The sequence below is a fragment of the Bacteroides helcogenes P 36-108 genome, assembly GCF_000186225.1.
In the GTDB taxonomy this organism is placed as follows: Bacteria; Bacteroidota; Bacteroidia; order Bacteroidales; family Bacteroidaceae; genus Bacteroides; species Bacteroides helcogenes.
Genome location: NC_014933.1, coordinates 2,645,648 through 2,670,348 on the forward strand (window position 1 = coordinate 2,645,648; position 24,701 = coordinate 2,670,348).

The window sequence follows — 24,701 nt, forward strand, 5'->3', positions numbered from 1 at the left end:
TCAAAAAATATTGGAAGACAAGAAAGCTATACGCAAATGTATTCAAATCAAGGGGGATGTAAAAAAAATAGCCGAAGAGCGTGGTATTAAGTTCGCAACCCCTTTATGAGGTAACTGAAGAAGGTGAGTGGAATTACTCATTTATAACTAAACATGGAATAATTTATCATGCTTATTTTATTGATTTTTCAGTTTATCATCCAAACTTTTCTGATGTTTACACCTTTAATATTGAACCGGAAACAGATACTCCTCATCCAATAGATAATGGAATAGCCTGCACGGTTGTATATATTCTGAAACTTTTCTTTTCCGTAAAGAAACGAGCCATGATAATGGTATGTGACAATATGGATGGTAAGGAAGAGAAGCGGAGACTTTTATTTTCTAAATGGTTTCTCAGACATAATGATGGCAACATAATCAAATATGATGCGGCTGCTGTGACTGATGACTATCAGTTGTATGTGTCGATCTATTTGAATAGAGAGAACTCGGAACGTGATGCCTTAGTGTCTGCTTTTTATGATTTAGTAAAAAATAATTTCTATCCTGTAGATTAGCTTTCTGATGAACATACTAATTACGGGAATCCACGGCTTTGTGGGTTCCAATCTTGTTGCTGCCCTAAAGGAGCGTCACAACCTTTACGGGCTGGATATTGTTGCCCCTGAAAAGGAAGGGGTAATAAAAACTTTTTCCTGGAAGGACATTGAGCCTTCTTCTTTTCCGATGCGGAACCTTCCGGAGTTTGACGCTATCATCCATTTGGCAGGCAAGGCTCACGATACGAAGAACCGGTCTGCTGCCCAGGTGTATTTTGACATCAATACAGGGCTGACACAGAAGATATTCGATTTCTTTACGGAGTCGTCTGTTAGGAAGTTCATCTTTTTCAGTTCGGTAAAGGCTGCCGCCGACAGTGTGGTGGGGGATGTACTTACGGAGGATGTAGTGCCGTCTCCGGTCGGTCCATACGGGGAAAGCAAGATAAAAGCCGAAGAATACATTCTGTCTCATTTTTCACCTGACAATTTGCAGGATTCAATTTCAAAGAGTGAGGATAAACAGGTTTATATCCTTCGTCCTTGCATGATTCACGGTCCGGGTAACAAGGGTAATCTGAATCTGCTTTATAATGTTGTGAAAAAAGGTATCCCCTGGCCTTTGGGAGCATTTGAGAATAGGCGTTCTTTCACTTCGATAGATAACCTTTGCTATGTGGTGGAAGGCTTGTTGACCAAGGATGTTGCCGGCGGCATTTATCATATGGGTGACGACGAAGCCTTGTCAACGAACGAGTTGATTACCTTGATGTGTGAGGTCTTGGGACGTAAGCCACATATCTGGAAGATGGACAGGCGCATGATGGAAGGATGTGCCAAGTTGGGAACGTTGCTTCATCTTCCTTTGAACACGGAACACCTGCGCAAGCTGACGGAGAATTATGTGGTGAGCAATGCGAAGATAAAGTCCGCATTGGGTATTGACAGGATGCCTGTGCGTGCGGAGGAGGGGATCGTGAAAACGATTAGGTCATTTACAATTTGACAATTTACAATGTACAATTTGCCATGCAGTTGGGCATGGAGGATAGATATTCTTTAAGATGTATTATTTGATAGTTTTGGTTCTGCTCTTTTTAGCAGAACTTTTTTATTTTAGGGTGGCTGACAAGTGTAATATCATTGATAAACCCAATCAACGTAGTAGTCATACACGGATTACTTTGCGGGGTGGGGGAATCATTTTCTACTTTGGAGCATTGGCTTATTTTCTGACGAGTGGCTTTGAATACCCCTTGTTTATGCTTGCCCTGACACTGGTTACGTTCATCAGCTTTGTGGATGATATCAAGTCCACCCGGCAGGTAACAAGATTGATTTTCCATTTCTCGGCCATGGGATTGATGTTCTGCCAATGGGGCTTGTTTTCCTTGTCTTGGTGGTGGATTGTCATTGCCTTGATTATCTGCACGGGTATCATCAATGCCTATAACTTCATGGATGGAATCAACGGTATTACGGGCGGTTATTCCTTGGTTGTGCTAACTGCCTTGGCGATAATCAACGCAGAGTTCATCCCTTTTGTTGAAGGTGATTTCATTTATACGGTGATTTGTTCCGTCATGGTCTTCTGTTTCTTCAACTTCCGCAAGAGAGCGAAGTGTTTTGCGGGTGATGTGGGTTCTGTAAGTATTGCTTTTATTCTTCTTTTCCTGATAGGCAAACTAATTATCCGTACAGGAGATTTCAGTTGGATTGTCTTATTATCTGTCTATGGTGTTGACAGTGTTTTGACTATCATTCACCGCCTGATGCTTCATGAGAATATCGGTTTGCCCCACCGTAAGCATTTGTATCAGCTTATGGCGAATGAACTGCAGATCCCTCATGTGGTGGTTTCTTCTGTCTATATGGCGGTTCAAGCTGTAGTTATAGCAGGATATGTCTTCTGCATGAATCATGGTTATTGGTATTTATCGGCAGTGATTCTGTTTCTTGGCTTCATTTATATCTGTTTTATGAAGAAATATTTCAAATTACATCAATCTTTATAATAATAAATCTTCCCCGCTGCATGCTTTGCAACGGGGAAGACTAATAATAACCAATTATCTTATTTTACATCAATGAATTTTTTTGTCTTCTCTTTTTCTTGTTCAGTGAACTTAGGTAAGTTGACATTCAGCACACCGTTTTCTACCTGAGCAGAAATTTTATCTTTATCTACGTCATCCGGCAAAATCATTGTCTGCTGGAATTTGGTGTATGAGAACTCACGACGCAGGTAGCGCCCCTCTTTCTTTTCGTCTTTATTATTTTCTTCCTTGTTCTCGATTTTTTTCTCCATGCTGATGACCAGGTTGTTTTCTTCGTCAATATGAACATTGAAATCTTCCTTTGTCATACCTGGAGCAGCCAATTCCACTTTGTATTCCTTTTCTGTCTCAAATACATTAATGGCAGGTGCGGTGGCATTTGCTTTTACCATCCAGTCATTATCAAAGAAATCATTAAAAATACTCGGTAACCAATTTTGGTTTCTTCTTACAGGCATCATAGTTATAGTCTCCTATTCGTTTAAGTTAAACATTTAATTTAGGTTTGAACTTGGACTTTATTTTTGGGGTGTCTGCCTTCCGGCTTTTACCGTCCGTTTCTTAAACCCTTGTTCACAGACATTATTGCAAACCATATGCCAGCAAGCTTTTCCTTACTTTAATTGACTATTTGTCATTTATATACTGACTATTTTGCTTATTTAATGACAGAATAGTGTCTTTTTATTTAATTTTGTTTGAAATTCAAATTAATTTAAAACGTATTCTCCAACGTTTGGTTTCTTCATCCCAATCGTGACTGATTATTTGGAAATAGCCGATCTCTGATGTGTTTGAGACATGTGCGCCGAGACACAGGCATTTATCATACTCTCCCACTTTTACTATGCGCACAGCTTCTGAGGCGTCTTTCGGTAAGCGTGTCAAGTCAAAATAATCTTTAGCTTCCTTTTGTGTAATAAGCTCTGTTGTAACAGGTAAATGTTGCTGTATTATTGCATTGACTGCTTCTTCCAGTTTTCTCACTTCTTCTTCAGTGGGGCATGCTCTCAAACAATAATCCAATTTACTTTTTTTTCGTTCTATGTGTGCCGAAACAGAGCGTCCACAGCCAAATAATCTTATCATGGTTTGATTGATGATGTGCTCTGTTGTATGCATGGGGGGATATTCCTGTTTGTTGTGCTCGTTGAGTTGAATTGCTTGTTCCATAATGATTTCATTTTTTTAGTTCTACGAAAGGGATGGACTTGTATATATAAAAAAAGGAGTACCGCTGTACTCCAACCTTTGTTAACCTTAAATCTAATACTATGAAAAACACATTGCAAAGATACGGGATTTGGAGAAATATGCAAATAATTTATATGAGAAAATATGCTTTATAACATAAATTACGCATTCTGTCTTCTTCTTATATCTTTGTTAACTAAAAGTTTGTGTTATGATATCTTCTTTTGGGTGATTTATCCTTTTGCTTCTTGATACATGAAACGTTTAATGCTTTTCTTTGCAGTTTTTTCAAATTCCTCGAAATAAATTTTCACTTTTGTTATTTGGGAATAAGCCGGTAACTGCAGGTTGAGTTCTTTGCGATTTTCTTCCATTACCTTTTCAATATCCGGCTGAGCCAATCCATGTGCGAAAGCATCCTCAAAGTCCGGGTAAATAAGTGCAATGAGTTTCTCCTGCTGCAAGACAAGGAGGGACTCGGAAACATACGGCATATTGTTCAGTTTGCTTTCTATTTCTTCCGGATAAATATTCTGTCCACTTGCTGTGAGCAGCATATTTTTGCTGCGGCCACGCACTGTAACGTATCCGTCGGCATCCATTGTTGCGAGGTCACCGGTATGCAGCCAGCCGTGTATGTCAATAATTTGAGAAGTGGCTTCAATATTTTTATAATATCCCAACATCAGATTGGTTCCCTTGCATATAATTTCACCTGCTACATTTTGGGGATCGGGAGAATCTATTTTCACTTCCATACGGGTAGTTGCCTTGCCGCATGAAGCGAGCTTCAGGGTTTCCCAACGGCTGGAACAGATGATAGGGCCGCATTCAGTCATGCCATACGCAATGGTATATGGGAATCCTATTTGTTTAAGAAAACGTTCTACGTCGGCATTGAAAGGTGCTCCGCCAATGATTATTTCATCAAAGTTTCCACCGAAGATTTCCATGGCTTCCTTACGGGCTGCGGTTTTTATCTTATCATTAATAATAGGTACGCGTAGCAGGAGCTTACCGATTCTGTTGTCTATCCGAGGCAGGATGTTTTTCTTGATGATTTTTTCTATAATAAGCGGTACGCACGAGATGACACGCGGTTTGATTTCTGAAAATGATTGGGCGATAATCTTGGGTGACGGCATGCGGGTAAGGAAATAGAGATGTGCACCGGCTGAGAAACCGTATAAAAAATCATATACCATGCCGAATACATGTCCCAAAGGGAGCATAGAAACAATATGATCACCGGGACGAACGGGCAGCATCTCATGGCAGTATGCAATGTTTGACCAAAGACTGCGGTAAGGCAGCATCACTCCTTTGGAGTACCCTGTTGTACCGGATGTATAGTTAATGACGGCCAATTCTTCGGGTGATTTTTCTTTACGGTAACAAATGTGTTCGGGACGAAAATTTTTGGGATAACGTGCGCCATAGATGGCATTACGATGCTCGAAAGCCTCCAATAACTGTTTATTACGACATACTACCGGATTGAAATCAGTCAGCAATGCTATTCCTATAAGTAAGGGCATAGCTTCGTCATTCAGATTTTCCCATATCTGGTCACCAGCAAAAAGGAGTTTGGCCTCAGAATGATTTACTATATTATGTATATTGTCGGCCTTGAATTCGTGAAGAATAGGAACAATGACAGCGCCATAGGTGATAGTGGCAAGGAAGGCTACTGCCCAATGAGCACTGTTTCGACCGCAAACTGCAATTTTGTCACCGGGCTGAATTCCGGCACTTTCCAGTACAATATGGAATTTGGCTATTTTTCTTGCTACGTCTTTATATTGTAGGGTAATTCCTTTATAGTCTGTCAGGGCATTGCGATCCCAATTATTGATAATACTTTGTTCTATGTAGTCAATGAACCCTTGTTCCTGTTCCATTCGTATTTTGCACACTTTAGTTAAAACTGCGCAAATATAGAGCTTATACCAATGCAAAACAAGCAGTTCACTATATTTTTATTAACCATATAGGCAGGAAAAGTTTCCTGTTTTTCTTACTCTTTGGCCTTTTCTGAAATTAACAGCAATTTATCTCCTACATGCAGTTTTAACGTTCCATTTGGGATGAGGTATTCATCTCCACGTTTCACGATCATAACAAGCGTTCCTTTGGGCAGGTTCATATCTTTCAGGGTATCACCTCGTTTCAGTATTTCTTCGGTAACGCTCATATCACGCAGGTCGGAATCTATTTCTTCGGGCAATTCCACACCGAAATCGTTTCCGGTTTTCTCCATCGGGGTAGAGAGGCCAAGCAGGCGTGCAATCCAAGAAACCGTAGTACCCTGAATGACGAGTGATACGATGGTTATGAAAAAGACGATATTGAAGATCACTCCTGCGCCGGGAACTTGGGCTACGACAGGATAGGTGGCAAAGATGATAGGCACGGCTCCACGCAGTCCTACCCATGATACGAACAGGTTTGATTTGAAAGTAATTTTCTTACCAAAAGGAAGCAGGCATAAGAAAACACTGAACGGACGTCCGACAACAATCATAAATACACCAATAAGCAGTGCTACCACAGCAATCTCAAGCATTTCGTGAGGGTTGACAAGCAGACCGAGACAAAGGAACATGATGATTTGGAAGAGCCATGTCAGGCCGTCCATAAAAGTATATATTTCCTTGCGATACATGATTTTATTATTTCCTACCATCATGCCTGCGATATAAACTGCTAAATAACCGTTACCTCTTAATAGATCGGTAATGGAGAAAGTGAAAAAAACGAATGAAAGCAGAAGAATAGGGTAGAGTGCTTGATTATCAATATTCAGGCGGTTCAGCATAAGAATTGCCAGCTTGCCGAGTAAATAACCGGCCGCGGCGCCGACAATGAACTGTATGGCGAATGATCCCAATATCTGGAGAATTCCCATTCCTGAAGATTGGATAAACTGGATGAGTACAATGGTGAGCATATATGCCATGGGATCATTACTGCCGCTTTCTAATTCCAGCATCGGACGTAAGTTATGTTTCAGGTTCATTTTCTGCGATCTCAGAATGGCAAATACGGATGCGGAGTCGGTAGAGGACATGGTAGATGCCAATAGCAGTGAGGTAATAAGTGGAAGATGGATGTTGGTCCAACTCATGCCTGAAAGCCACCAGATGAATAGTCCAGTGAATAGGGCTGTCAGCAATACACCTATGGTGGATAAGACAATGCCGGGAGCCAGAATGGGCCTTATCTCCATAAATTTGGTGTCCATACCGCCGGAGAACAGGATGATGCTAAGAGCTACCATGCCAATGAACTGCGCTTCCTTGGCATTGTGGAACTGCAAACCTAAGCCATCGCTTCCGAAAAGCATACCTACCACAAGAAAAAGTAACAAAGCGGGAACTCCGAAACGGTAGCCTGTCTTGCCAACAATAATACTGACGAAAAGTAGAATAGAACCTGTTAGTAGAATGTTTTCTGCTGTAAATAACATATAATTAGCGTTATAAGGTTATTGAAATGATGATTATGCTGTCTTAATAGACAAAGATAAATATGATAATAAACAAATGGAAACTTCAATTTGTTCAATTAAATTTCAATATAAATGTAGTTTCTTTACCTGGCAATAAAGAAATGTTCCCTCCGGAAAGGCGCATAATTTGGCGTGAAATGCTTAATCCTATGCCACTTCCTCCCTCTTTAGTGGTAAAGAAGGGGATAAATATATGTTCGGCAATCTCCTGAGGAATTGCAAGACCATTGTTGGAAATTTCGATCAAGATGGCCTCGGTTTCGTTGCAGTAAGCTCGGATGTGGATGTTGCCTTCTTTATCCGGCATTTTATCTGCCTCGATGGCCTGTATGGCATTTTTGAGAAGATTGATAAGGACTTGTGAAATTAGATTTTCGTCTGCATACAGAATCAGATCATTCGGTGTAATGTGTGTATGGAAAGTGACATGTACATCGGGATGTTGGTGACGTGCCAGTTCCACCATACGCTCAATGAAACTTTTTACATAAAATAACGAAGGTTCAGGGGTAGGGATACGTGTGAATTTGCGGTAAGATTCAATAAATGCAAGCAATCCTTTTCCTGTGCTGCTGATGGTCTGCAGCCCGCTGCGTATTTCATCTTGAGAGGAGGGGGAGGCAGTGAGGTTCAGTAAAGTGTCACTTAATGAAGTTATCGGAGTGACGGCATTCATTATTTCGTGAGTCAGTACACGTGTGAGACGAATCCATGAATCAATTTCTTTTTCATCCAGTTCACTGTTGATGTCATTCAGAGCGAGAATGCGCAGATGCTCTTTCCGCACGGTGATATTACTGACACGGACAGACAGATTTACAGTACCTCGTTCGTTGCTGAATGGAATTTGAAATTTGTCACCCGGACGGCAATTGGCAAGGATATTCGTAAGACGGGGATCTATACGGGTTAATTGGTTGATATGGGTAAATACATTCAGTCCGAGCAAACGCAAAGCCTCGCTGTTTTTTTGATAGACGGCGCCATTATCGTTCAGCACGAGTACACCGGTGTTGACGCAGTCAAGGATAAGCTCATAGTATTTCTCTTGTTGGGCTGTTTCACTTTTCACATTGTATAAAATACGGGTCACCCTGTTCAGTGCCTGATTTACCAGACGTGAATCTATGTCGGGCTCGGATTCGGAAAAATGGATGGCATTATCATCGTTCTCCATGGCATCGAGCATGAATAGCACTTTCCGGATATGATGGCGGTAAAGTTTTTGTTGCCAGCACAGGACAAGAGGGAGAGAAAGGGTACAGAATACAGCCCAGAATAGCGGATTGCCCAATCCATTTGTATAAACATGTTCTGTGAAAGCCAAAGCCCACATCAGCCCTGAGACAAGGGTCACCAGCAGGCTGATTGTGACACGGAAAAGATAATAGTTACCTAACTTTTTGAGCATAATACTTAAATTCCATATTTTTTCATCTTATTGTATAATGTCTGTCTTGTGATGCCCAGTTGGGAAGCGACTGCCGAGAGGTTTCCGTTGCATTTATCTAATGTATTCCGGATCATCCGCATTTCCATTTCTTCGAGAGTGGAGGCTGTGGCTTCGACAGTCGCTGTGCGGCGGGGCAGTTGGAACAATTCTGCAGGCAGGAACGTATTCTCACAGATGATAATGGCTTTTTCAATGGCATGTTCCAATTCACGGATGTTGCCATACCACGGATGAAGCGTCAATCTCTCACGGGCCCCGTCGGTCAGTTTGACCAAGGGCTTATCATATTGTTTGCAAAAACGGGTGATAAAACGTTCTGCCAGAGGAATTATATCTTCAGGACGCTCACGCAACGAAGGTATTTCAAGATGTATGGTATTGATTCGGTATAATAAATCTTCGCGAAAGTCTCCTTTTTCCACCATTTCCGTAAGGTTACGGTTGGTAGCGCAGATGAGACGGATATTTACGGGAATGAGAGTGTTGCTTCCTACGCGCACGATGCTCCGTCTTTGGATGGCGGTCAGTAGTTTGGCTTGCAGGTGGTATGGGAGATTTCCTATTTCATCGAGAAAAAGCGAGCTATGGTCGGCTGCTTCGAATTTACCTGCACGGTCGGCATGCGCATCGGTAAAGGAGCCTTTCACGTGGCCGAACAGTTCGCTCTCAAACAGACTTTCGGTGATTGCCCCCATATCTACACTTACTATTTCTTGCCGGTTGCGTGATGACAGTGCATGTATTTCACGTGCCAGCATTTCTTTTCCTGTGCCATTTTCGCCGGTGATGAGGATATTGGCATCGGTGGCAGCGACTTTCTCTACCAGAAGTCGAAGCCGTTGCATGGCAGGACTCTCTCCCCAATACATGGCATGTGATTCTGAAGGAGAATGACTGCTTCCAGCTCTTTTGTTTGCCTCGGCAAGAACTTTGGGATTTGCTGTTGATGCTGCATTCAGCAAGGTTTCTACCAGTCTTTGATTATCCCAAGGCTTTACGATAAAATCTGATGCGCCCTCTTTGATGCCCCGTACAGCAAGGTCGATGTCGGCGTATGCGGTAAAAAGTACGACGGGCAGGGAGGAATGCTGTTTTTTTATTTCGTGCAGCCAATACAGACCTTCATTTCCTGTATTGATACCTGAAGTGAAATTCATATCAAGAAGAACTACCTGCCAGTCTTCTTCGCGCAGTACGCTGGGGAGAGTTGCAGGTGAAGATAGTGTGCTTATCCTGTCAAAATGAGGTTTCAGCAGAAGTTGCAAAGCGGCCAGTACGCCCCGGTTATCATCGACGATAAGGATATTTCCTGATTTTTTTGCCATGAGTTGATTGGATTTCTTGCAGGCAAAGGTAGTGATTTTCTTGGAGGAGTTTCTTATAATAACTGCAATTTAATGCCGAACGACAGGCTCAGATAATCCTTAGGCTTCAGATATTTATTGGTGAAAGCGCTGATAAGGTATAAATCACATGTGCTCAGCTCGTAGAAGAATGTAATGGCTTTGGCTGTGAAACGCCTTTTGGGATCTATGTCATAGGTGATGCGCTGACCCAGAAAGACATGAGTGCGTACTTTGGACGAGAAGCCGTAGTAGCCTTTGGGATAACGGTCTGGTTCGCGCACCCAAAATTCTTCGCCGAATACAGTATTCAGATACATGCCGCATGACAAAGGCTCTACTGAAAAACGTTTCCACATGTCAAGACTCCAGGGCATGTAATTTTGTTTTAAAGTAAAGGTGAATTTTGTGCGTTGGGATTCGTATTTAGGCAAGACTCCGAAGAAAAGATCTGTTTCCCATTGGTTATGCTTGCCATAGTCCCATCCTGTACCCAAAGAAATAAGTCCCATATTACCTGCAAACTGTATTTTGGTGTGTGTGGGAATAAGGGCTTCCCAATGTTTGCGATACCGATGTACACGGCGATCGTAGCGATTGGGAGATTCTTGTGCTGAAAGTGGGAGGGGCAGCAGGCAAATGATGGCTACGGCGCATAGTAGCCGATTAATAATAAACCGCTTCATGTTCATAGCCGTCAGGGGTTATAGTGAATATATAATAGCATCGTCTTTTCATGCAGTCACTCATGTAGTACATGACTCCGTCGCCGAAAAGATCTTCTTCGAACAGGTGATGTTCGTGGGCGGCGGTGCAAAATTGTATGCCGGGAAATTCGTTGACATAACGTTGGAACACATGAGCCACATTATTATTGAACTCATCGCAAAACGGGCGGATATGCATGGATATTACTGTCTTGTTGAATTCGGTTGCACGGTCATGTATTTGAGATGTGAGAAATTCAAAGTCGGGAATAGGACGGGAATAATCATATTCGATGGCATTGGTGTTCAGGCAGACGAACTTTGTTCGTCCGGCGATGAATGCGAAATTAGGCTCGCCAAAGACCACACGATAAGTTTCTTCTCCTGTACCGAGGCAATCGTGGTTGCCGATAAGCGTCACATAAGGCATTTTAAGCTTGCTCATTATATCCCGTTGCCAAAGGAACTCTTTTGTCACGCCGAAGTCGCTCATATCTCCTCCATGAATGACAAAATCTATATCATCCCGTTCATTGAGGTGATTTACAAAATCGATAGTTTCGTCATACCAGCGTTGCGAGTCGCCCATTGTAACAAACCGGATGGTAGTCTTACCCTTGCAGTTTTTCTCTATCCGTTCAATATTATGTGCATTGACATCTGTTTCACCGCTGATGCGTACGTCATAGGGATGATATTCTATCAGGTCACAACCTCCCATTGCCAGGCAGAGGAAGGAGATGATGGTGTATCGGAATATTTTCATATACATGCAGTATTAAATGTTTGCGGCAAATATAGAGAATACTGATGAGAGCACTGTTTTCTAATTTTCCGTTTTTATGTTCCATAGCTGGGATTTACTGTGATTAAAGGTCAGGTTTGGCAACGTAAAGGTCAGGTTTAGCAACGTAAAGGTGAGGTTGAACGATATAAAAGCAAACGGACTTTTGTCTAATTCTTGGACAGATATGTATGAAAATTAGACACTTCATTTTATATCTCTGTTAATTATTTCTTTTGATATTCAGTATGATAACTGCTTTGGCACGCTTTCTGCACTATTATAAACAGAATAATATATCTAAATAAACGATAGATAAAATGAAACTACTTTATTACGTGATTCGGACTTTGCTGCGAGGACGGGGATCGAATGTCATCAAAATCCTCTCTCTCGGACTGGGACTGACGATGAGTATCCTGCTCTTCTCCCGCGTGGCATACGAGCAGAGTTTTGACACCTGCTTTAGAGATACGGACAACCTCTATCAGGTGTGGTCGGTGTTCACCGTGAATGGCGAGAAGTATCCGGCGCAGGAAGCAAATTGCGGTCCTGTGGCAGGCGCTATTCTTGAGAACTTCTCCAAGGAAGTGGAGGCGGCCACCAGTGTCGGGATATGGGTGGTAAGTGCGCCTGTTTATAATGGTGCGGTGCGCTTTGATGATAACAAGATAGCCGCCGACTCGCTATTTTTCCGCACAATGGGCATCGAGGTATTGAGTGGAAACCCGGAAAAGGACTTGATGCAGAAGGATGTCATCTTCTTGAGCGACCGTCTTGCCAATAAGATATTCGGCGGTGAAAATCCGATAGGCAAGGTGCTGAGTTATGACCATCAGTGCGACCTGACAGTGAAAGGCATTTATGCCGCTTTGCCGGAGAATGCTACGATGCGTCCCGAAGGAGTGATTTCCATGCCTACGGCTTGGAGCCGTAGTTCCGCCCACTATTCGTGGAGTGGAGGTGACAGTTGGAAAGAGTATATCCGCTTTCGTCCTGGAGCCGACCGTGCTGTGGTGAACGCACGCATTGATGCCATGATAGACAAGTACCGTCCGGAGGAGGACAAAGCAGGCTATGGTTATAGTGCGCATGTGCAGCCCATCCGTGATACATATCGTGGCTACGACAGCGTAAAACGCATGACAAACATTATGAGCATTCTCGGTCTTGCCATCCTCTTTATCGCTACGCTGAACTATGTGCTGATTTCCATCTCCTCACTGAGCCACCGTGCCAAGGCAGTGGGTGTACATAAATGCTGTGGCGCCGGCGGAGGTACTGTCTTCGGAATGTTTCTCATAGAAACGGGAGTCATTATCTTTGTGTCATTGCTGCTGATGGCACTGATATTGCTGAACTTCCGCGACTTCTTTGAAGATACGGCCTGTGCAAAGCTGTCATCGCTGCTGGCCCCGGAACGCATTTGGGTGTCGGTCACAGTGGTGGCTGTGCTCTTCGTAGTGGGTGGCATGCTGCCCGGACGGCTGTTTGCCCGCATCCCCGTGTCGCAAGTATTTCGCCGCTACACCGAAGGAAAGAAGGGTTGGAAGCGTCCGCTGCTGTTCATCCAGTTTGCCGGAGTGGCTTTCATCTGCGGACTGATGTGCGTGGTGATGGCGCAATACCATTATGTGATGAACAAGGATATGGGCTTCAATCCGCAACGTCTTGCTGTGGGATCGGCTTATTGGCAGGAGGAGGAGACACGTGAGGCCGCTTACCAGTTCTTTAAAGGACTGCCCTACGTGGAAGCGGTGTCCAGCGCCAATGGTACTCCAATACGGGAATATAGTGGTTCAATGATTGAGGGAGAGGCGGGACAGGCACTTTTCTCCACCCGTGCCAGTTACTTTATGCGTGAGGACTATCCGGCACTGATGGGCATTACCGTCAAAGCGGGATGCATGGCGCGTGAACGGGATGAGGCTGTGGTGAACGAAACCTTTGCTGAGATGATGCACTGGGGAGACAACGTAGTGGGACGCATGGTGAGTACAGATGGTGTGTCGCTCAAGATAGTGGGGCAGTTGAAGGACTTTCAGATAGGAGGCTTCACTGCGGGGAAAAAGCCTTTTCTGGCTCGTGGTAACAAAGCTTTTTACGGAAGTATCCACCTCCGCCTGAAGGAGCCTTTTGCTGAGAATCTTCAGAAATTGAATAAGGCGGTAGCGGAAGCCTTCCACGACCAGACTATCGACTTCGAGGGGTATGACAAACTGATATATGATACATACAACTCTGTCCGCGTGTTCCGCAACGCTACGCTATTGTCGGCTGTGACCATGTTCTTCGTCATGCTGATGGGCTTGATTGGCTATACTACGGACGAGGTACGCCGCCGCAGCAAAGAGATTGCCATCCGCAAGGTGAACGGGGCGGAGGCAAGTATGATACTGGAATTGCTGTCGCGTGATGTGCTCTATGTGGCAGCTCCGGCAGTATTCATCGGCACTGCCGCTGCGTGGTACGTCAACGGCATCTGGATGGAGCAGTTCACGGAACGCATCCCGATGGGATGGGTGGCGTATGCACTGGTACTGATGGCCAACTTGGCGGTTATTGTAGGTTGTGTACTTTGGAAGTCTTGGCGGATAGCCAATGAGAATCCGGTAAACAGTATTAAGAGCGAGTAATGAAATTAGTAACTATATAAACAAAAACATCATGATTGAAATTAATAACATCAGCAAAGTATTTCGTACCTCGGAAGTAGAAACCGTGGCATTGAATCACGTAAGCCTTGAAGTGAAAGAGGGCGAATTTGTAGCCATAATGGGACCCTCCGGTTGCGGAAAGTCCACCCTGTTGAATATTCTCGGACTGCTGGACAATCCCACGGAAGGCAGCTATAGGCTGCTTGGCCAGGAAGTGGCCGATTTGAAGGAAAAGGATCGTACACGGGTGCGCAAAGGAAAGTTAGGCTTCGTCTTCCAGAGCTTTAACCTGATAGACGAACTGAATGTCTATGAAAACGTGGAGCTTCCATTGACCTATCTTGGCGTGAAGGCAAGTGAACGTAAACGTATGGTGGAGGATATACTGAAACGAATGAACATAGGCCACCGTGCCAAGCATTTTCCGCAGCAGCTCTCAGGTGGTCAGCAACAGCGTGTGGCGATAGCACGTGCGGTGGTGACAAATCCGAAACTGATACTTGCCGATGAACCTACCGGTAATCTTGATTCCAAGAACGGAGCCGAAGTGATGAGCCTCCTGACCGAGCTGAATAAGGAAGGAACTACGATTATCATGGTGACGCACTCGCAGCATGACGCTTCGTTTGCACATCGGACGATACATTTGTTTGATGGTAGTATAGTGGCAAATGTGGCTGCCATGCAGGGTATCTGAAAAGGAACAGGAACGAGGGGCGACTGTCTTTTATTAAATTTGAATTGATGAGGCATTTATATTATATTATTCAGACATTGCTTCGCGGGTGTGGGGGAAACCTCGTGAAGCTGACTTCTCTGGTGTTGGGACTGTTGGTGGGCATTCTACTCTTCTCGCAGATAGCCTATGAACTGAGCTACGAGAATTTCTATAAAGACCCGGAACAGTTAGTAATGCTCCGGATGCGTAATGCCAAGGATGGAATTCCTGACAAAGACCACAATTATGGCACTTATCGCCCTGCGGCGGCCGATTTGTGGGAGGCGCTTTCCGAACAGGTGGAATGCGCCAGTTTGACATCAAGTATTTTACAGCCTTCATTTTATAAAGAGGACAAGAAGCTGGAAGCGATGCCGATACTCTGCGTTGATACGCTCTATTTCCGTACTACCGGTGTGCAGGTGTTGAAGGGTGACCCGCACGACCTCTCCGTGATGCAGAATGCTTTTATCTCGCAAAGCATGGCACGTCGTGTTTTTGGAGATGAAGATCCAATCGGCAAGGGACTTTCCGTAGAGAAAATGTTCAATGTCACCATCCGGGGCATCTATCGGGATGTGCCGAGAAACACCATCCTGCCACACGGCATCCTGCTTTCCATAGCGGCGGTGGATTGGGGCTATGGAGTGGGTGCATGGGGAATGAATAATATATAACGAATAAAAAGCATTATTATGAGACAACTTTATTATGGTATATTGATGTTGCTTCGCAGACGAGGCAACAATGTGACCAAGACTGTTTCCTTGACACTGGGCTTGTTTATCGGTATTTTGCTGTTCGCTTGTGTGGCATTTCAGTTAAGCTATAACAGCTATTTCCATCATCCGGAACAGCTCTATCTGACTTATGTAAGGAATGTACAGAACGGAGTGCCGAGTGAGGAATTCCCCTACGTTTACGGTCCCTTTGCAGAGGCGTTGAGAGAGAACTTTCCGAAGCAAGTGGAGGATGCCACAGTGCTACGCGACATGGACGATTGGAATTTTTATAACGGAAATGTCCGTTTGCCTGGTCATGTGATTTATGCGGATACGCATCTGTTTTCTACTTTGGGCATTCGGGTGCTGGCAGGCAAGGTGGAAGATATGCAGGCTGCAGATGCCGTCTTCGTCTCCCGTTCGTATGCCGACAAGTTGAGAGGAAATGAGGACTTGAGTACGGTAGTGGGCAGGCAATTGCTTCTTGACCGGAAGACAACCTACATCATACGGGGAGTGTTTTCCGACCAGCCGGAGAATACGGACATTCCCTTTGATATCGTAGTTTCCATGACCGAGTTGTGGAACAATAAAAGAGCAGGGTGGGGATTTGATGTTAGTTATAACGTCATAGCCCGTTTCCGTAATTTTGCCCAAGATGTGGCTGTGGCGGAGGCGCGGCTGCCGGAGTTGATGAAAAAGTACATACCGAATTTTAATGAAAAAGAGAATAACTACTGGGCTTTCGCTTTCCATCCGTTGACAGACGTGCATACACAAAATCCCACTATACGTACCATGATATTGGTAATGTCTGTGCTTGCCATTGCCATCTTGCTGATTGCCGCTTTCAACTATATATTGATTTCCGTATCTTCCTTGGCGCGTCGTGCCAAGGAAGTGGGAGTGCACAAGTGTAACGGTGCTGCCAATAGCACGATATTCGGCATGTTCCTGGCGGAGACAGCGGTCATAGTGTTGCTTTCTGTGGCTTTGTCCGGTCTGCTGATGTATCTCTTCCGCGACTTTGTGGAGGATATGGTTGCTGCCCGGCTCACTTCACTTTTCTCGGTACAGATGTTGTGGGGACCGGCACTGGTCATCTTGTTCGTCTTTCTGCTGGCGGGCGTACTGCCGGCGGGGATGTTCTCTTCCGTACCCGTGACGCAGGTTTTCCGCCGTTATATCGAACGCAATGCGTCGTGGAAGCGTCCTTTGCTCTTTGTCCAGTTCATGGGTGTCTCCTTTATTTGTTGCTTTCTGCTGGTGGTGTTCCATCAGTATCGGTCGGTGATGAACCGTCCACTGGGTTACGACCCGTTGCGGGTAGTGATATGCTGGGCAAATGTGGGAGGCAGTTATGAGAATCGGATGAGCCTTTTCGGCAGTCTGCCCATGGTGGAAGATTACACCTGTGCCAGCCAGTTGATATGCGGGGGATATAGCGGCGATACGTTTGACACTGATGAAGGGCGTGCGGTGAATGTGCGGCTGGACTGGGTGACGCGTAACTTTATTCCGATGATGAAGATTGAACTGGCAGAGGGACGCAACTTCAATCCTGCCAACCGGACTCCAACCTCGATGACGGACAGCAATGAGATGATAGTGAACGAAACATTCATCCGCAATGCAGGTTTTGCAGGCAGTGCCGTGGGACGTACGGTGAAGTGGTATGGCGAAAGTTTCACCATAGTGGGGGTGATGAAAGATTATCCGGTGCACAGTGCGTATGAGGAACAGGCCCCGGTGGTGCTTCTGTTCAAAGAGGATTGGGGGAGTACCCATTACATACGCCTGAAAGAGCCTTTCGAGAAGAATCTGCTTGCGCTCAACCGCAAGATGCAGGATATGTTTCCTTCGGATCTTGTGGAGTTCACCTCTTTGCAGAAGACTCTGGACGGGCAATACACGGATGTCCGCCGTTTCCGCAATGCAGTGTTGCTGTCCAGCGCTTCCATCTTCCTCATTGCACTGATGGGATTGTTGGGGTATGTGAATGATGAAGTCCGTAGGCGTAGCAAGGAAATTGCCATCCGCAAGGTGAATGGGGCAGAGGCTGCAAGTATTATCCGCCTGCTGACGCGTGACATTGTGTGGATAGCCTTGCCTGCGTTGACATTGGGAGCAGTGTTTGCTTCTGTTTTCGGTCGTCGGTGGCTGGATAGCTTTGCGCAGCGGGCTCAGACAAGTGCAGCCGCATTTGTGGCGGTGGTAGCATTATTGTTGGTGATTATAGCGGCCTGCATCGTGTGGCGTACCCGCAAAATAGCTTGTGAGAATCCGGTGAAGAGTATCAGGAGTGAATAAAAAACGGAACTGACTGAAATGGCGCATCTTGTCAACCGCAACCTTCGTGGTTTCAAGTAATGAAGTGTGTCATTTCAGATGGTTCGTTTTTACATATATCCACAACGCAATAACAGCCGTTACAAATGCAAAAAAATCCGATACCGGCATACATATCCAGATGCCGTCCAAACCGAAGTAGTGCGGAAAAATCAATAGCCCCGGCAGCAAGTATAGTAACTGGCGTGTCAGTGATAAGAAGATGCTGATTTTGGCTTTTCCTATGCTTTGGAAGAAATTACCGATTACAATCTGAGCTCCCACCAACGGGAAAATGGCAACGGCAATGCGTACTCCTCTGGACGCAATACCAATCAACTCATTGTCATCGGTAAAGATGGCAGATATGGCGTGAGGAAACAATTCGCAAATGAGGAAGCCGGTGCTGGTGATGCATACTCCGGCAATAAGCGTCAGACGCAGGGTGGCTCTCACACGGTCATGTTTCTGTGCGCCGAAGTTATAGCCTACAATCGGCTGCATCCCCATCGTCAGTCCCAATACAATCATTACATAGAGTACCAGCAGACGGTTAATGATGCCATAGGCTCCGATGGCCATGTCACCGCCATATTGTTGCAGGCTGTTGTTTACGATAATGACAATGATGCATGCCGTGACATTCATAAGGAACGGTGACATGCCGATGGAAAGTATGCTGATGATGATGCGCTTTTTCATTTTCCAAAAACCGTGATGCAGCCGCACAATGCTTGTTTTCCGGAGAAAATGGCTCACTACCCATATCATGCCGATGAATTGTGAAATAACAGTGGCTGTTGCTGCGCCGCGGATTCCCCATTCAAACTGAAAGATGAAAATAGGGGCGAGGATGATATTGCAGACTACTGTCACCATAGACGTAAGCATTGCCTTTCTGGGATAACCCGTGGCACGCATGATGTTATTCAGGCCGATCATAGTGTAGGTAACGGGAGTACCCAGTAGAATCACCTGCATAAAATCGCGTGCATAGGGCAGCGTATCGTTGCTGGCTCCGAAGAAACGCAGTATGTCATTTAGGAAGATAAATGAAATGCCTCCGAATACAAAGGCATTGACAAGGCAGAACATCAGCGTATTTCCCAATACCACCGTAGCTCCGTCCGGGTCTTTCTGTCCCAACCGGATGGACGAAATAGTGGAACCGCCTGCCGATACCATTGTACAGAAGGCCACCACTAAATTCATTAACGGGAAAGTTATGGCAAGTCCGGCAATACCCATGGCGCCTACGCCATGACCGATGAAAATACTGTCAATGATATTATACAACGAAGTAATCGTCATACCGATAATGGCAGGAACGGAATATTGTAAAAGCAGTTTGCCTATGCGTTCGGCTCCTAAAATATGAGGGTTATCCATTGATTTTGATCAAATAAGTCAGGCAAAGATATGAAATATTTGCTTCATTCGATGATTATTCAGACCTTTGTATCCAATGTAGTTATGGTATTAACAGAATTAGGTGAAAGAAAGTTTATGAATACAATGGAATCAATGGCCGTTCTCTTCGATTTTGACGGTGTAGTGATAGATACAGAGACGCAGTACAGCCGGTTTTGGCATCAGATAGGGAAGGAATATCTGAACGTGGACGATATAGAAAACCGGGTAAAAGGCCAGACCTTGGCCTATATTTATGATACATTCTTTCAGGGTATGATGAAGGAACAAACTGAAATAACGGATTGTCTGAACCGCTTTGAGCAAGAAATGTCGTTTGACTTTATTCCCGGAGTGCTTGATTTTATAGCAGACCTTCACCATCATAATGTGAAGACTGCAGTCGTTACCAGTTCCAACAAGGCGAAGATGGCGGCTGTATATCGCGTTCATCCTGAAATAGAGACACTTTTTGACCGTATTCTCACGGCCGAGATGTTTACTGCCTCTAAACCTGCACCTGATTGCTTTCTGCTTGGTATGGAAGTGTTGGGCACTACTCCCGAAACGACTTACGTGTTTGAGGACTCCTATAACGGATTAAAAGCCGGGATGGCTTCCGGAGCTACTGTAATCGGTGTGGCAACCACAAATCCGCATGAAAATATTGCTCCGTTATGTCATTATGTATTAGATGATTTCCGGGACTTTACTTACGATAAATTATCCCATTTGTACAAGTAATCAGAAAAAGGATTAACTTTGCGCCCAAAATTGTAAATATCATGGGTTATATTTCAGATGACACTCGCAAGGTGACTACTCATCGTCTCGTAGAGATGAAGCAGAGAGGCGAAAAAATATCTATGTTGACATCATACGACTATACCATGGCACAGATTGTGGATGGCGCAGGTGTAGATGTGATTCTTGTAGGTGATTCAGCTTCCAATGTTATGGCAGGTAATGTTACTACTCTTCCCATAACGCTGGATCAGATGATTTATCATGGCAAGTCCGTTGTGCGCGGGGTAAAGCGCGCCATGGTGGTGGTAGATATGCCGTTCGGATCTTATCAGGGTAACGAGATGGAAGGTTTGGCATCTGCCATTCGTATCATGAAAGAAAGTCATGCCGACGCATTGAAGCTGGAAGGCGGCGAAGAAATTATTGGTACGGTAAAACGGATTCTCAGTGCCGGCATTCCCATTATGGGGCATCTTGGCCTGATGCCGCAATCCATTAACAAATACGGAACATATACAGTGCGCGCCAAAGATGATGCTGAGGCTGAAAAATTGATACGTGACGCCCATTTGCTGGAAGAAGCCGGTTGTTTTGCACTGGTGCTGGAGAAGATTCCTGCTGCGTTGGCAGCACGTGTATCCGGCGAACTGACTATTCCTGTTATCGGTATCGGGGCTGGTGGTGAAGTAGATGGCCAGGTGTTGGTGATCCAGGATATGCTGGGTATGAATAATGGCTTCCGTCCCCGTTTCCTGCGTCGCTATGCCGACCTGCACACGGTGATGACGGATGCTATCAGCCGTTATGTATCCGATGTGAAGAACTTAGACTTCCCGAATGAAAAAGAGCAGTACTAACAAACTTATGACACTGAGTTTTTGGCGGATGTGCGTAGCGAACTCATTGTTGTTCACATCTGTTTATATGCTTTTTCCTCTGTTGCCCTTTGTGATGGGGCAGCAATTGGATATTTCTGTTGCACAGGCTGGTAGCATGTTCCTGGTTTTTGCTGTGGCCATGTTTGCTGTGGGACCGTTTCATGCTTATTTAGGTGACGAATACAGGCGGAAGAATGTGCTTTTGTATTCTGTAATTATCATGTTGGCGGCAGTTTTGGGATACGCTTTTGTTGATAGCTATATGAAGTTGTTGCTGCTTGCTTTTGTACAGGGCGGCTGTTTCGGATTGGCTACAACGGCTGGTATCACCGTAGCCATAGACATTACTGCTTCTGCGCGCCGCAGTACAGGAAATATGGTATATGCTTGGGCTTCTCGTCTGGGTATGTTAGTGGGTGTGGTATTGGGTGTTTGGTTATATCATATTCACGGATTCCGCACGATGATTTATTGTTCCGTTGCGATAGGGGTATTCAGTATGTTCTTTTCATCGAGAGTATATGTTGCGTTTAGAGCTCCGATAGGGATGTCACTCTGCAATGTAGATCGTTTTTTGCTTCCGCGCGCATGGTTGCCGGCTGTTAATATGATGCTGATAGCCTTTATTCCGGGAGTTTTGTTACCGTTGATGTTTGCAGGTAATTACTTGCCGTTATTGGCTTTGTTCATATTGGCATTCATTACGATACCGTTTACCCGGATGTTCGTAAAACTATCTCATCATTGTCAGCGCGGAACTGCGAACACCATGTGCCATTTGTCTATGGAAGCAGGTTTGCTGGCAGGCCTTGCGGTGGCTTGCAGAATAATGAATGTTCCTGCGATTCATCATGTGGCCATGACAGCAGCCATACTTGCGGTCTTTTTTTATGTTCTGCTGACATATCCTTATTATAAAAGAAAGCGGGTAAGGTAAGGAATGAAAATAATCAGACCTATAATTGCCGCCGTTGCAGCGCATATCAGCACTGCTCCGGCGGCAATGTCTTTTACTTGTCCGGCGACAGGATGACGGTCGGGAGATATCATGTCAACCAACTTCTCTATGGCAGTGTTGAATAATTCTGCAGTTATCACAATTCCGATACAAAGTGTAATGACTATCCACTCTGTTCGGGTTATACCCAACAAAAATCCGGAAATGACTACCATGACTGCGGCAATCAGATGAAAGCTGAGGTTTTGTTCCTTGCCTATGCAACACCGGATACCTTTCCATGCATAACCGAAACTGCGAACCTGTTTTCTGTAATCGTATTTCATGATTCTTCTGCTGTCCTTGTTATCTTCAGGAAAACGAGGAATGTTTAGTTTCTTGATACTTGCTTTACTCCTTTCACTGTCCTTAGTTTCTTGATTAGTGCTTCCAGCCTGCCTGTATCTCCCACCATAATAGTCAGTGTTCCGGAGAACAGACCATCATGTGAATCTATGCCGATACTTCTTAGCGCAATGCCGGTTTCTTTGGAAATGATGGAAGTGATGTTTGTTACTATGCCGATATCGTCATGGCCTACCACGCGTAATGTAATAGGATACTGAGTGCCTTGCGACTTTCCTGCCCAGCGTGCTTTTACAATGCGATAGCCGAAACGTGAGTGTAAATCGCTGGCATTGGGACAGTCACACCGATGTATTTTTATACCTCCCGTGACACTGACGAAGCCGAATACATCATCTCCATATATCGGATTGCAGCAACGGGCCAATTTGAAGTCCAGTCCTTTCAGATTCTGATCAATAACAAGAACGTCTTCTTTGGCAGCCGCTTCTTCGGGCAGGTTTTGCTGGAGATTGTAGCCTTCGGCAGAACGATAGTTGGTTTCATCACGCGTATCGCTTTCCCGTTTCTGCTGTTCGAGGTACTTGTCAATGATGTCATTCACATCCAATTCTTCATCGGCAATGGCCTGATAGAAATCGGTCACTATCTTAAATCCGAGGCGTTTGATCAGACGCATCATCGTACCTTCATCATATTCAATCTTTCGGTTTTTGAACTTGCGCTCCAAGGTTTCCTTGGCAAAGGCATGTTGTCGGGCGGCCATTTCTTTCAATGCTTGCCGTATTTTGGTGCGTGCTTTGGAAGTGGTTACAATATTCAGCCAATCTTGCTTGGGAGTTTGTGTGTTGGATGTCATGATTTCCACTTGATCACCGCTTTGCAGTATTTGCTTCAACTGTACATTCTTGCCGTTTACTTTGGCGCCAATACATTTGCAGCCCAGTTTGCTATGAATATGAAATGCGAAGTCGAGTACAGTGGAACCTTTTCCTAATTTGAACAGATCGCCTTTCGGAGTAAAGACAAATACCTCATCCTCGTATAAATCCAGTTTGAATTGGTCCATTGTCTCCAGTCCACTGCTGTCTGAGTTCTCCAACGCTTCACGTACGGAGGTGAGCCATTCGTCCAGCCCGGTTTCACCCTTTATGCCTTTGTAGCGCCAGTGAGCAGCAAGGCCACGTTCGGCTATTTCATCCATGCGTTCAGTACGTATTTGTACTTCTACCCATTTTCCCTCAGGACCCATTACTGTGATGTGCAGTGATTCGTAACCATTGCTTTTGGGTACGGAAAGCCAGTCGCGCAAACGTTTGGGATTAGGCTGGTACATATCCGTCACAATGGAATATGCCTGCCAGCATTCCAACTTCTCTTTTTCTACCGAAGAATCCAAGATGACCCGAATAGCAAACAGATCGTACACACCCTCAAATGGACATTTCTGCTTCTTCATTTTCTGGTAGATGGAATGAATGGATTTGGTGCGTCCTTTGATGTGAAATTTTAGTCCGGCTTCTTCCAGTTTCTTTTGTACGGGGGCGATGAAAGCTGCGATATACTTGTCTCGCGAAACTTTTGTTTCATTCAGTTTTTCCTTGATATGATAGTAAACATCTTTTTCAGTATATTTCAGCGAGAGATCTTCCAGTTCGGATTTCAGTTTATATAATCCTAACTTGTGGGCGAGGGGAGCATAGAGATAGGCTGCTTCGTCGGCCACCCGCTTTCGGGCTTCCTCGTCATCACAATTTTTTATTTGCCTCATCACGTTCACGCGGTTGGCAATCATTATGAGGATAACACGCATGTCTTCTGCAAAAGACAGCAGCAGGTTGCGGAAGTTTTCAGATTCGATGGTAGGGCTTTTGGAATATAGATCGTTTACACGTATCAGACCGCGGATAATGCCTGCTACGTCCTCTCCGTAATTTTGCTCCACTTCATCGGATGTACATGTGCCGCAACGTACAGAGTCGTGCAGCATGAGCCCCAGGATGGAAGCGCGTTTCATACCGATTTCTTCGGCTACGATGACAGCGGTCTGCATGTCCTCGATAACCGGATTCAGACCGAATCTGTCTCTTTGTATGCGGTTGTTTTTTATAGTGTTTATAAGGTGTGTCTTGAGTTTTTTGCAATCTCCTTTAAGGAGTGTTTCTCCGGAAAGTTGCAATAATTTTCGGTAGAGAGAGAAAAGCAATTCCTTCTCAACGGTAGTGAAAAATTCATCAGTTTCCATAATCGTCCGTATTTTGTGCTTCAAAGGTAAGTGAAAAAAATAAATAAACGGTGTATATCCCGGTACAATTAAGGGATATACACCGTTTTTAAATAGATA

General features: G+C 44.7%; 21 protein-coding genes. 10 read left to right on the forward strand and 11 right to left on the reverse strand.

Features of this window, described 5'->3' with window-relative positions; translation table 11 throughout:
• Nucleotides 1–80: 80 nt before the first annotated feature.
• From BACHE_RS10740 to BACHE_RS10750, 3 genes are read left to right on the forward strand one after another with little or no spacing between them, the layout of a single operon-like run.
• Complete coding sequence (locus tag BACHE_RS10740) at nt 81–563, forward strand: DUF6169 family protein (RefSeq protein WP_013547728.1); 483 nt, start codon at nt 81–83, stop codon at nt 561–563.
• 7 nt (nt 564–570) lie between these two features.
• Nucleotides 571–1,551 (forward strand): NAD-dependent epimerase/dehydratase family protein, encoded by a 981-nt coding sequence (locus BACHE_RS10745; RefSeq protein ID WP_013547729.1) that lies wholly within the window; start codon nt 571–573, stop codon nt 1,549–1,551.
• A gap of 58 nt (nt 1,552–1,609) precedes the next feature.
• Nucleotides 1,610–2,560, forward strand: coding sequence for an MraY family glycosyltransferase (locus BACHE_RS10750; RefSeq protein ID WP_013547730.1), 951 nt, complete (start codon nt 1,610–1,612; stop codon nt 2,558–2,560).
• 59 nt (nt 2,561–2,619) lie between these two features.
• Here the strand turns inward: BACHE_RS10750 and BACHE_RS10755 are convergent, their stop codons facing one another.
• The 8 genes from BACHE_RS10755 to BACHE_RS10790 form a co-directional block, all read right to left on the reverse strand.
• Complete coding sequence (locus BACHE_RS10755) at nt 2,620–3,063, reverse strand: Hsp20/alpha crystallin family protein (RefSeq protein ID WP_148229837.1); 444 nt, start codon at nt 3,061–3,063, stop codon at nt 2,620–2,622.
• Nucleotides 3,064–3,307: 244 nt separating this feature from the next.
• Entirely contained in the window at nt 3,308–3,775 is a 468-nt protein-coding gene (locus BACHE_RS10760) for an alanyl-tRNA editing protein (RefSeq protein WP_013547732.1), read from the reverse strand.
• A 254-nt stretch (nt 3,776–4,029) separates the two neighbouring features.
• Nucleotides 4,030–5,697: a long-chain fatty acid--CoA ligase gene (locus tag BACHE_RS10765; protein ID WP_013547733.1), complete on the reverse strand. Its 1,668-nt coding sequence runs from the start codon at nt 5,695–5,697 to the stop codon at nt 4,030–4,032.
• A gap of 116 nt (nt 5,698–5,813) precedes the next feature.
• Complete coding sequence (locus BACHE_RS10770; RefSeq protein WP_013547734.1) at nt 5,814–7,265, reverse strand: potassium/proton antiporter; 1,452 nt, start codon at nt 7,263–7,265, stop codon at nt 5,814–5,816.
• 94 nt (nt 7,266–7,359) lie between these two features.
• Nucleotides 7,360–8,718, reverse strand: a complete 1,359-nt coding sequence (locus BACHE_RS10775) for a sensor histidine kinase (protein WP_013547735.1) — start codon at nt 8,716–8,718, stop codon at nt 7,360–7,362.
• 5 nt (nt 8,719–8,723) lie between these two features.
• The gene (locus BACHE_RS10780; protein WP_013547736.1) at nt 8,724–10,085 is read right to left on the reverse strand and encodes a sigma-54-dependent transcriptional regulator; all 1,362 of its coding nucleotides are present in this window, start codon (nt 10,083–10,085) and stop codon (nt 8,724–8,726) included.
• A 53-nt stretch (nt 10,086–10,138) separates the two neighbouring features.
• Complete coding sequence (locus BACHE_RS10785) at nt 10,139–10,795, reverse strand: hypothetical protein (protein ID WP_013547737.1); 657 nt, start codon at nt 10,793–10,795, stop codon at nt 10,139–10,141.
• Nucleotides 10,770–11,576 carry a metallophosphoesterase family protein gene (locus BACHE_RS10790; protein ID WP_013547738.1) on the reverse strand — a complete coding sequence of 269 codons (807 nt, stop codon included), beginning with the start codon at nt 11,574–11,576 and terminating at the stop codon, nt 10,770–10,772. The genes BACHE_RS10785 and BACHE_RS10790 overlap by 26 nt, the downstream gene beginning before the upstream one ends.
• A gap of 338 nt (nt 11,577–11,914) precedes the next feature.
• Here BACHE_RS10790 and BACHE_RS10795 point away from each other — a divergent pair, with 338 nt between their 5' ends.
• From BACHE_RS10795 to BACHE_RS10810, 4 genes are read left to right on the forward strand one after another with little or no spacing between them, the layout of a single operon-like run.
• The gene (locus BACHE_RS10795; protein WP_013547739.1) at nt 11,915–14,230 is read left to right on the forward strand and encodes an ABC transporter permease; all 2,316 of its coding nucleotides are present in this window, start codon (nt 11,915–11,917) and stop codon (nt 14,228–14,230) included.
• Between the two features lie 31 nt (nt 14,231–14,261).
• Complete coding sequence (locus BACHE_RS10800) at nt 14,262–14,948, forward strand: ABC transporter ATP-binding protein (RefSeq protein WP_013547740.1); 687 nt, start codon at nt 14,262–14,264, stop codon at nt 14,946–14,948.
• Between the two features lie 47 nt (nt 14,949–14,995).
• Nucleotides 14,996–15,646 carry an ABC transporter permease gene (locus BACHE_RS10805; protein WP_013547741.1) on the forward strand — a complete coding sequence of 217 codons (651 nt, stop codon included), beginning with the start codon at nt 14,996–14,998 and terminating at the stop codon, nt 15,644–15,646.
• Between the two features lie 18 nt (nt 15,647–15,664).
• Entirely contained in the window at nt 15,665–18,001 is a 2,337-nt protein-coding gene (locus BACHE_RS10810) for an ABC transporter permease (RefSeq protein WP_013547742.1), read from the forward strand.
• Between the two features lie 69 nt (nt 18,002–18,070).
• Here BACHE_RS10810 and BACHE_RS10815 read toward each other — a convergent pair whose 3' ends face one another.
• The gene (locus BACHE_RS10815; protein WP_013547743.1) at nt 18,071–19,408 is read right to left on the reverse strand and encodes an MATE family efflux transporter; all 1,338 of its coding nucleotides are present in this window, start codon (nt 19,406–19,408) and stop codon (nt 18,071–18,073) included.
• Between the two features lie 117 nt (nt 19,409–19,525).
• Here BACHE_RS10815 and BACHE_RS10820 point away from each other — a divergent pair, with 117 nt between their 5' ends.
• Genes BACHE_RS10820 through BACHE_RS10830 form a run of 3 tightly spaced genes read left to right on the forward strand, consistent with a single transcriptional unit; the run spans nt 19,526 to nt 21,991 of the window.
• Nucleotides 19,526–20,173: an HAD family hydrolase gene (locus BACHE_RS10820; protein WP_013547744.1), complete on the forward strand. Its 648-nt coding sequence runs from the start codon at nt 19,526–19,528 to the stop codon at nt 20,171–20,173.
• Nucleotides 20,174–20,211: 38 nt separating this feature from the next.
• Nucleotides 20,212–21,033: a 3-methyl-2-oxobutanoate hydroxymethyltransferase gene (gene panB / locus BACHE_RS10825; RefSeq protein WP_041579352.1), complete on the forward strand. Its 822-nt coding sequence runs from the start codon at nt 20,212–20,214 to the stop codon at nt 21,031–21,033.
• Nucleotides 21,014–21,991: an MFS transporter gene (locus tag BACHE_RS10830; RefSeq protein ID WP_041579354.1), complete on the forward strand. Its 978-nt coding sequence runs from the start codon at nt 21,014–21,016 to the stop codon at nt 21,989–21,991. The genes panB and BACHE_RS10830 overlap by 20 nt, the downstream gene beginning before the upstream one ends.
• On the opposite strand, the gene BACHE_RS10835 is transcribed toward BACHE_RS10830, so the two are convergent.
• Together BACHE_RS10835 and BACHE_RS10840 are read right to left on the reverse strand one after the other, a co-directional pair.
• Nucleotides 21,967–22,338, reverse strand: coding sequence for a diacylglycerol kinase family protein (locus tag BACHE_RS10835; RefSeq protein ID WP_013547747.1), 372 nt, complete (start codon nt 22,336–22,338; stop codon nt 21,967–21,969). The genes BACHE_RS10830 and BACHE_RS10835 overlap by 25 nt on opposite strands.
• A 44-nt stretch (nt 22,339–22,382) precedes the next feature.
• Nucleotides 22,383–24,602 (reverse strand): RelA/SpoT family protein, encoded by a 2,220-nt coding sequence (locus tag BACHE_RS10840; protein ID WP_013547748.1) that lies wholly within the window; start codon nt 24,600–24,602, stop codon nt 22,383–22,385.
• Nucleotides 24,603–24,701: the final 99 nt, after the last annotated feature.

Coding starts and splice junctions, on each gene's coding strand:
- BACHE_RS10745 (WP_013547729.1), top strand. CDS start 571: ATGAACATACTAATTACGGGAATCCACGGCTTTGTGGGTTCCAATCTT.
- BACHE_RS10750 (WP_013547730.1), top strand. CDS start 1,610: ATGTATTATTTGATAGTTTTGGTTCTGCTCTTTTTAGCAGAACTTTTT.
- BACHE_RS10755 (WP_148229837.1), bottom strand. CDS start 3,063: ATGATGCCTGTAAGAAGAAACCAAAATTGGTTACCGAGTATTTTTAAT.
- BACHE_RS10760 (WP_013547732.1), bottom strand. CDS start 3,775: ATGGAACAAGCAATTCAACTCAACGAGCACAACAAACAGGAATATCCC.
- BACHE_RS10765 (WP_013547733.1), bottom strand. CDS start 5,697: ATGGAACAGGAACAAGGGTTCATTGACTACATAGAACAAAGTATTATC.
- BACHE_RS10770 (WP_013547734.1), bottom strand. CDS start 7,265: ATGTTATTTACAGCAGAAAACATTCTACTAACAGGTTCTATTCTACTT.
- BACHE_RS10775 (WP_013547735.1), bottom strand. CDS start 8,718: ATGCTCAAAAAGTTAGGTAACTATTATCTTTTCCGTGTCACAATCAGC.
- BACHE_RS10780 (WP_013547736.1), bottom strand. CDS start 10,085: ATGGCAAAAAAATCAGGAAATATCCTTATCGTCGATGATAACCGGGGC.
- BACHE_RS10785 (WP_013547737.1), bottom strand. CDS start 10,795: ATGAACATGAAGCGGTTTATTATTAATCGGCTACTATGCGCCGTAGCC.
- BACHE_RS10790 (WP_013547738.1), bottom strand. CDS start 11,576: ATGAAAATATTCCGATACACCATCATCTCCTTCCTCTGCCTGGCAATG.
- BACHE_RS10795 (WP_013547739.1), top strand. CDS start 11,915: ATGAAACTACTTTATTACGTGATTCGGACTTTGCTGCGAGGACGGGGA.
- BACHE_RS10800 (WP_013547740.1), top strand. CDS start 14,262: ATGATTGAAATTAATAACATCAGCAAAGTATTTCGTACCTCGGAAGTA.
- BACHE_RS10805 (WP_013547741.1), top strand. CDS start 14,996: ATGAGGCATTTATATTATATTATTCAGACATTGCTTCGCGGGTGTGGG.
- BACHE_RS10810 (WP_013547742.1), top strand. CDS start 15,665: ATGAGACAACTTTATTATGGTATATTGATGTTGCTTCGCAGACGAGGC.
- BACHE_RS10815 (WP_013547743.1), bottom strand. CDS start 19,408: ATGGATAACCCTCATATTTTAGGAGCCGAACGCATAGGCAAACTGCTT.
- BACHE_RS10820 (WP_013547744.1), top strand. CDS start 19,526: ATGAATACAATGGAATCAATGGCCGTTCTCTTCGATTTTGACGGTGTA.
- BACHE_RS10830 (WP_041579354.1), top strand. CDS start 21,014: ATGAAAAAGAGCAGTACTAACAAACTTATGACACTGAGTTTTTGGCGG.
- BACHE_RS10835 (WP_013547747.1), bottom strand. CDS start 22,338: ATGAAATACGATTACAGAAAACAGGTTCGCAGTTTCGGTTATGCATGG.
- BACHE_RS10840 (WP_013547748.1), bottom strand. CDS start 24,602: ATGGAAACTGATGAATTTTTCACTACCGTTGAGAAGGAATTGCTTTTC.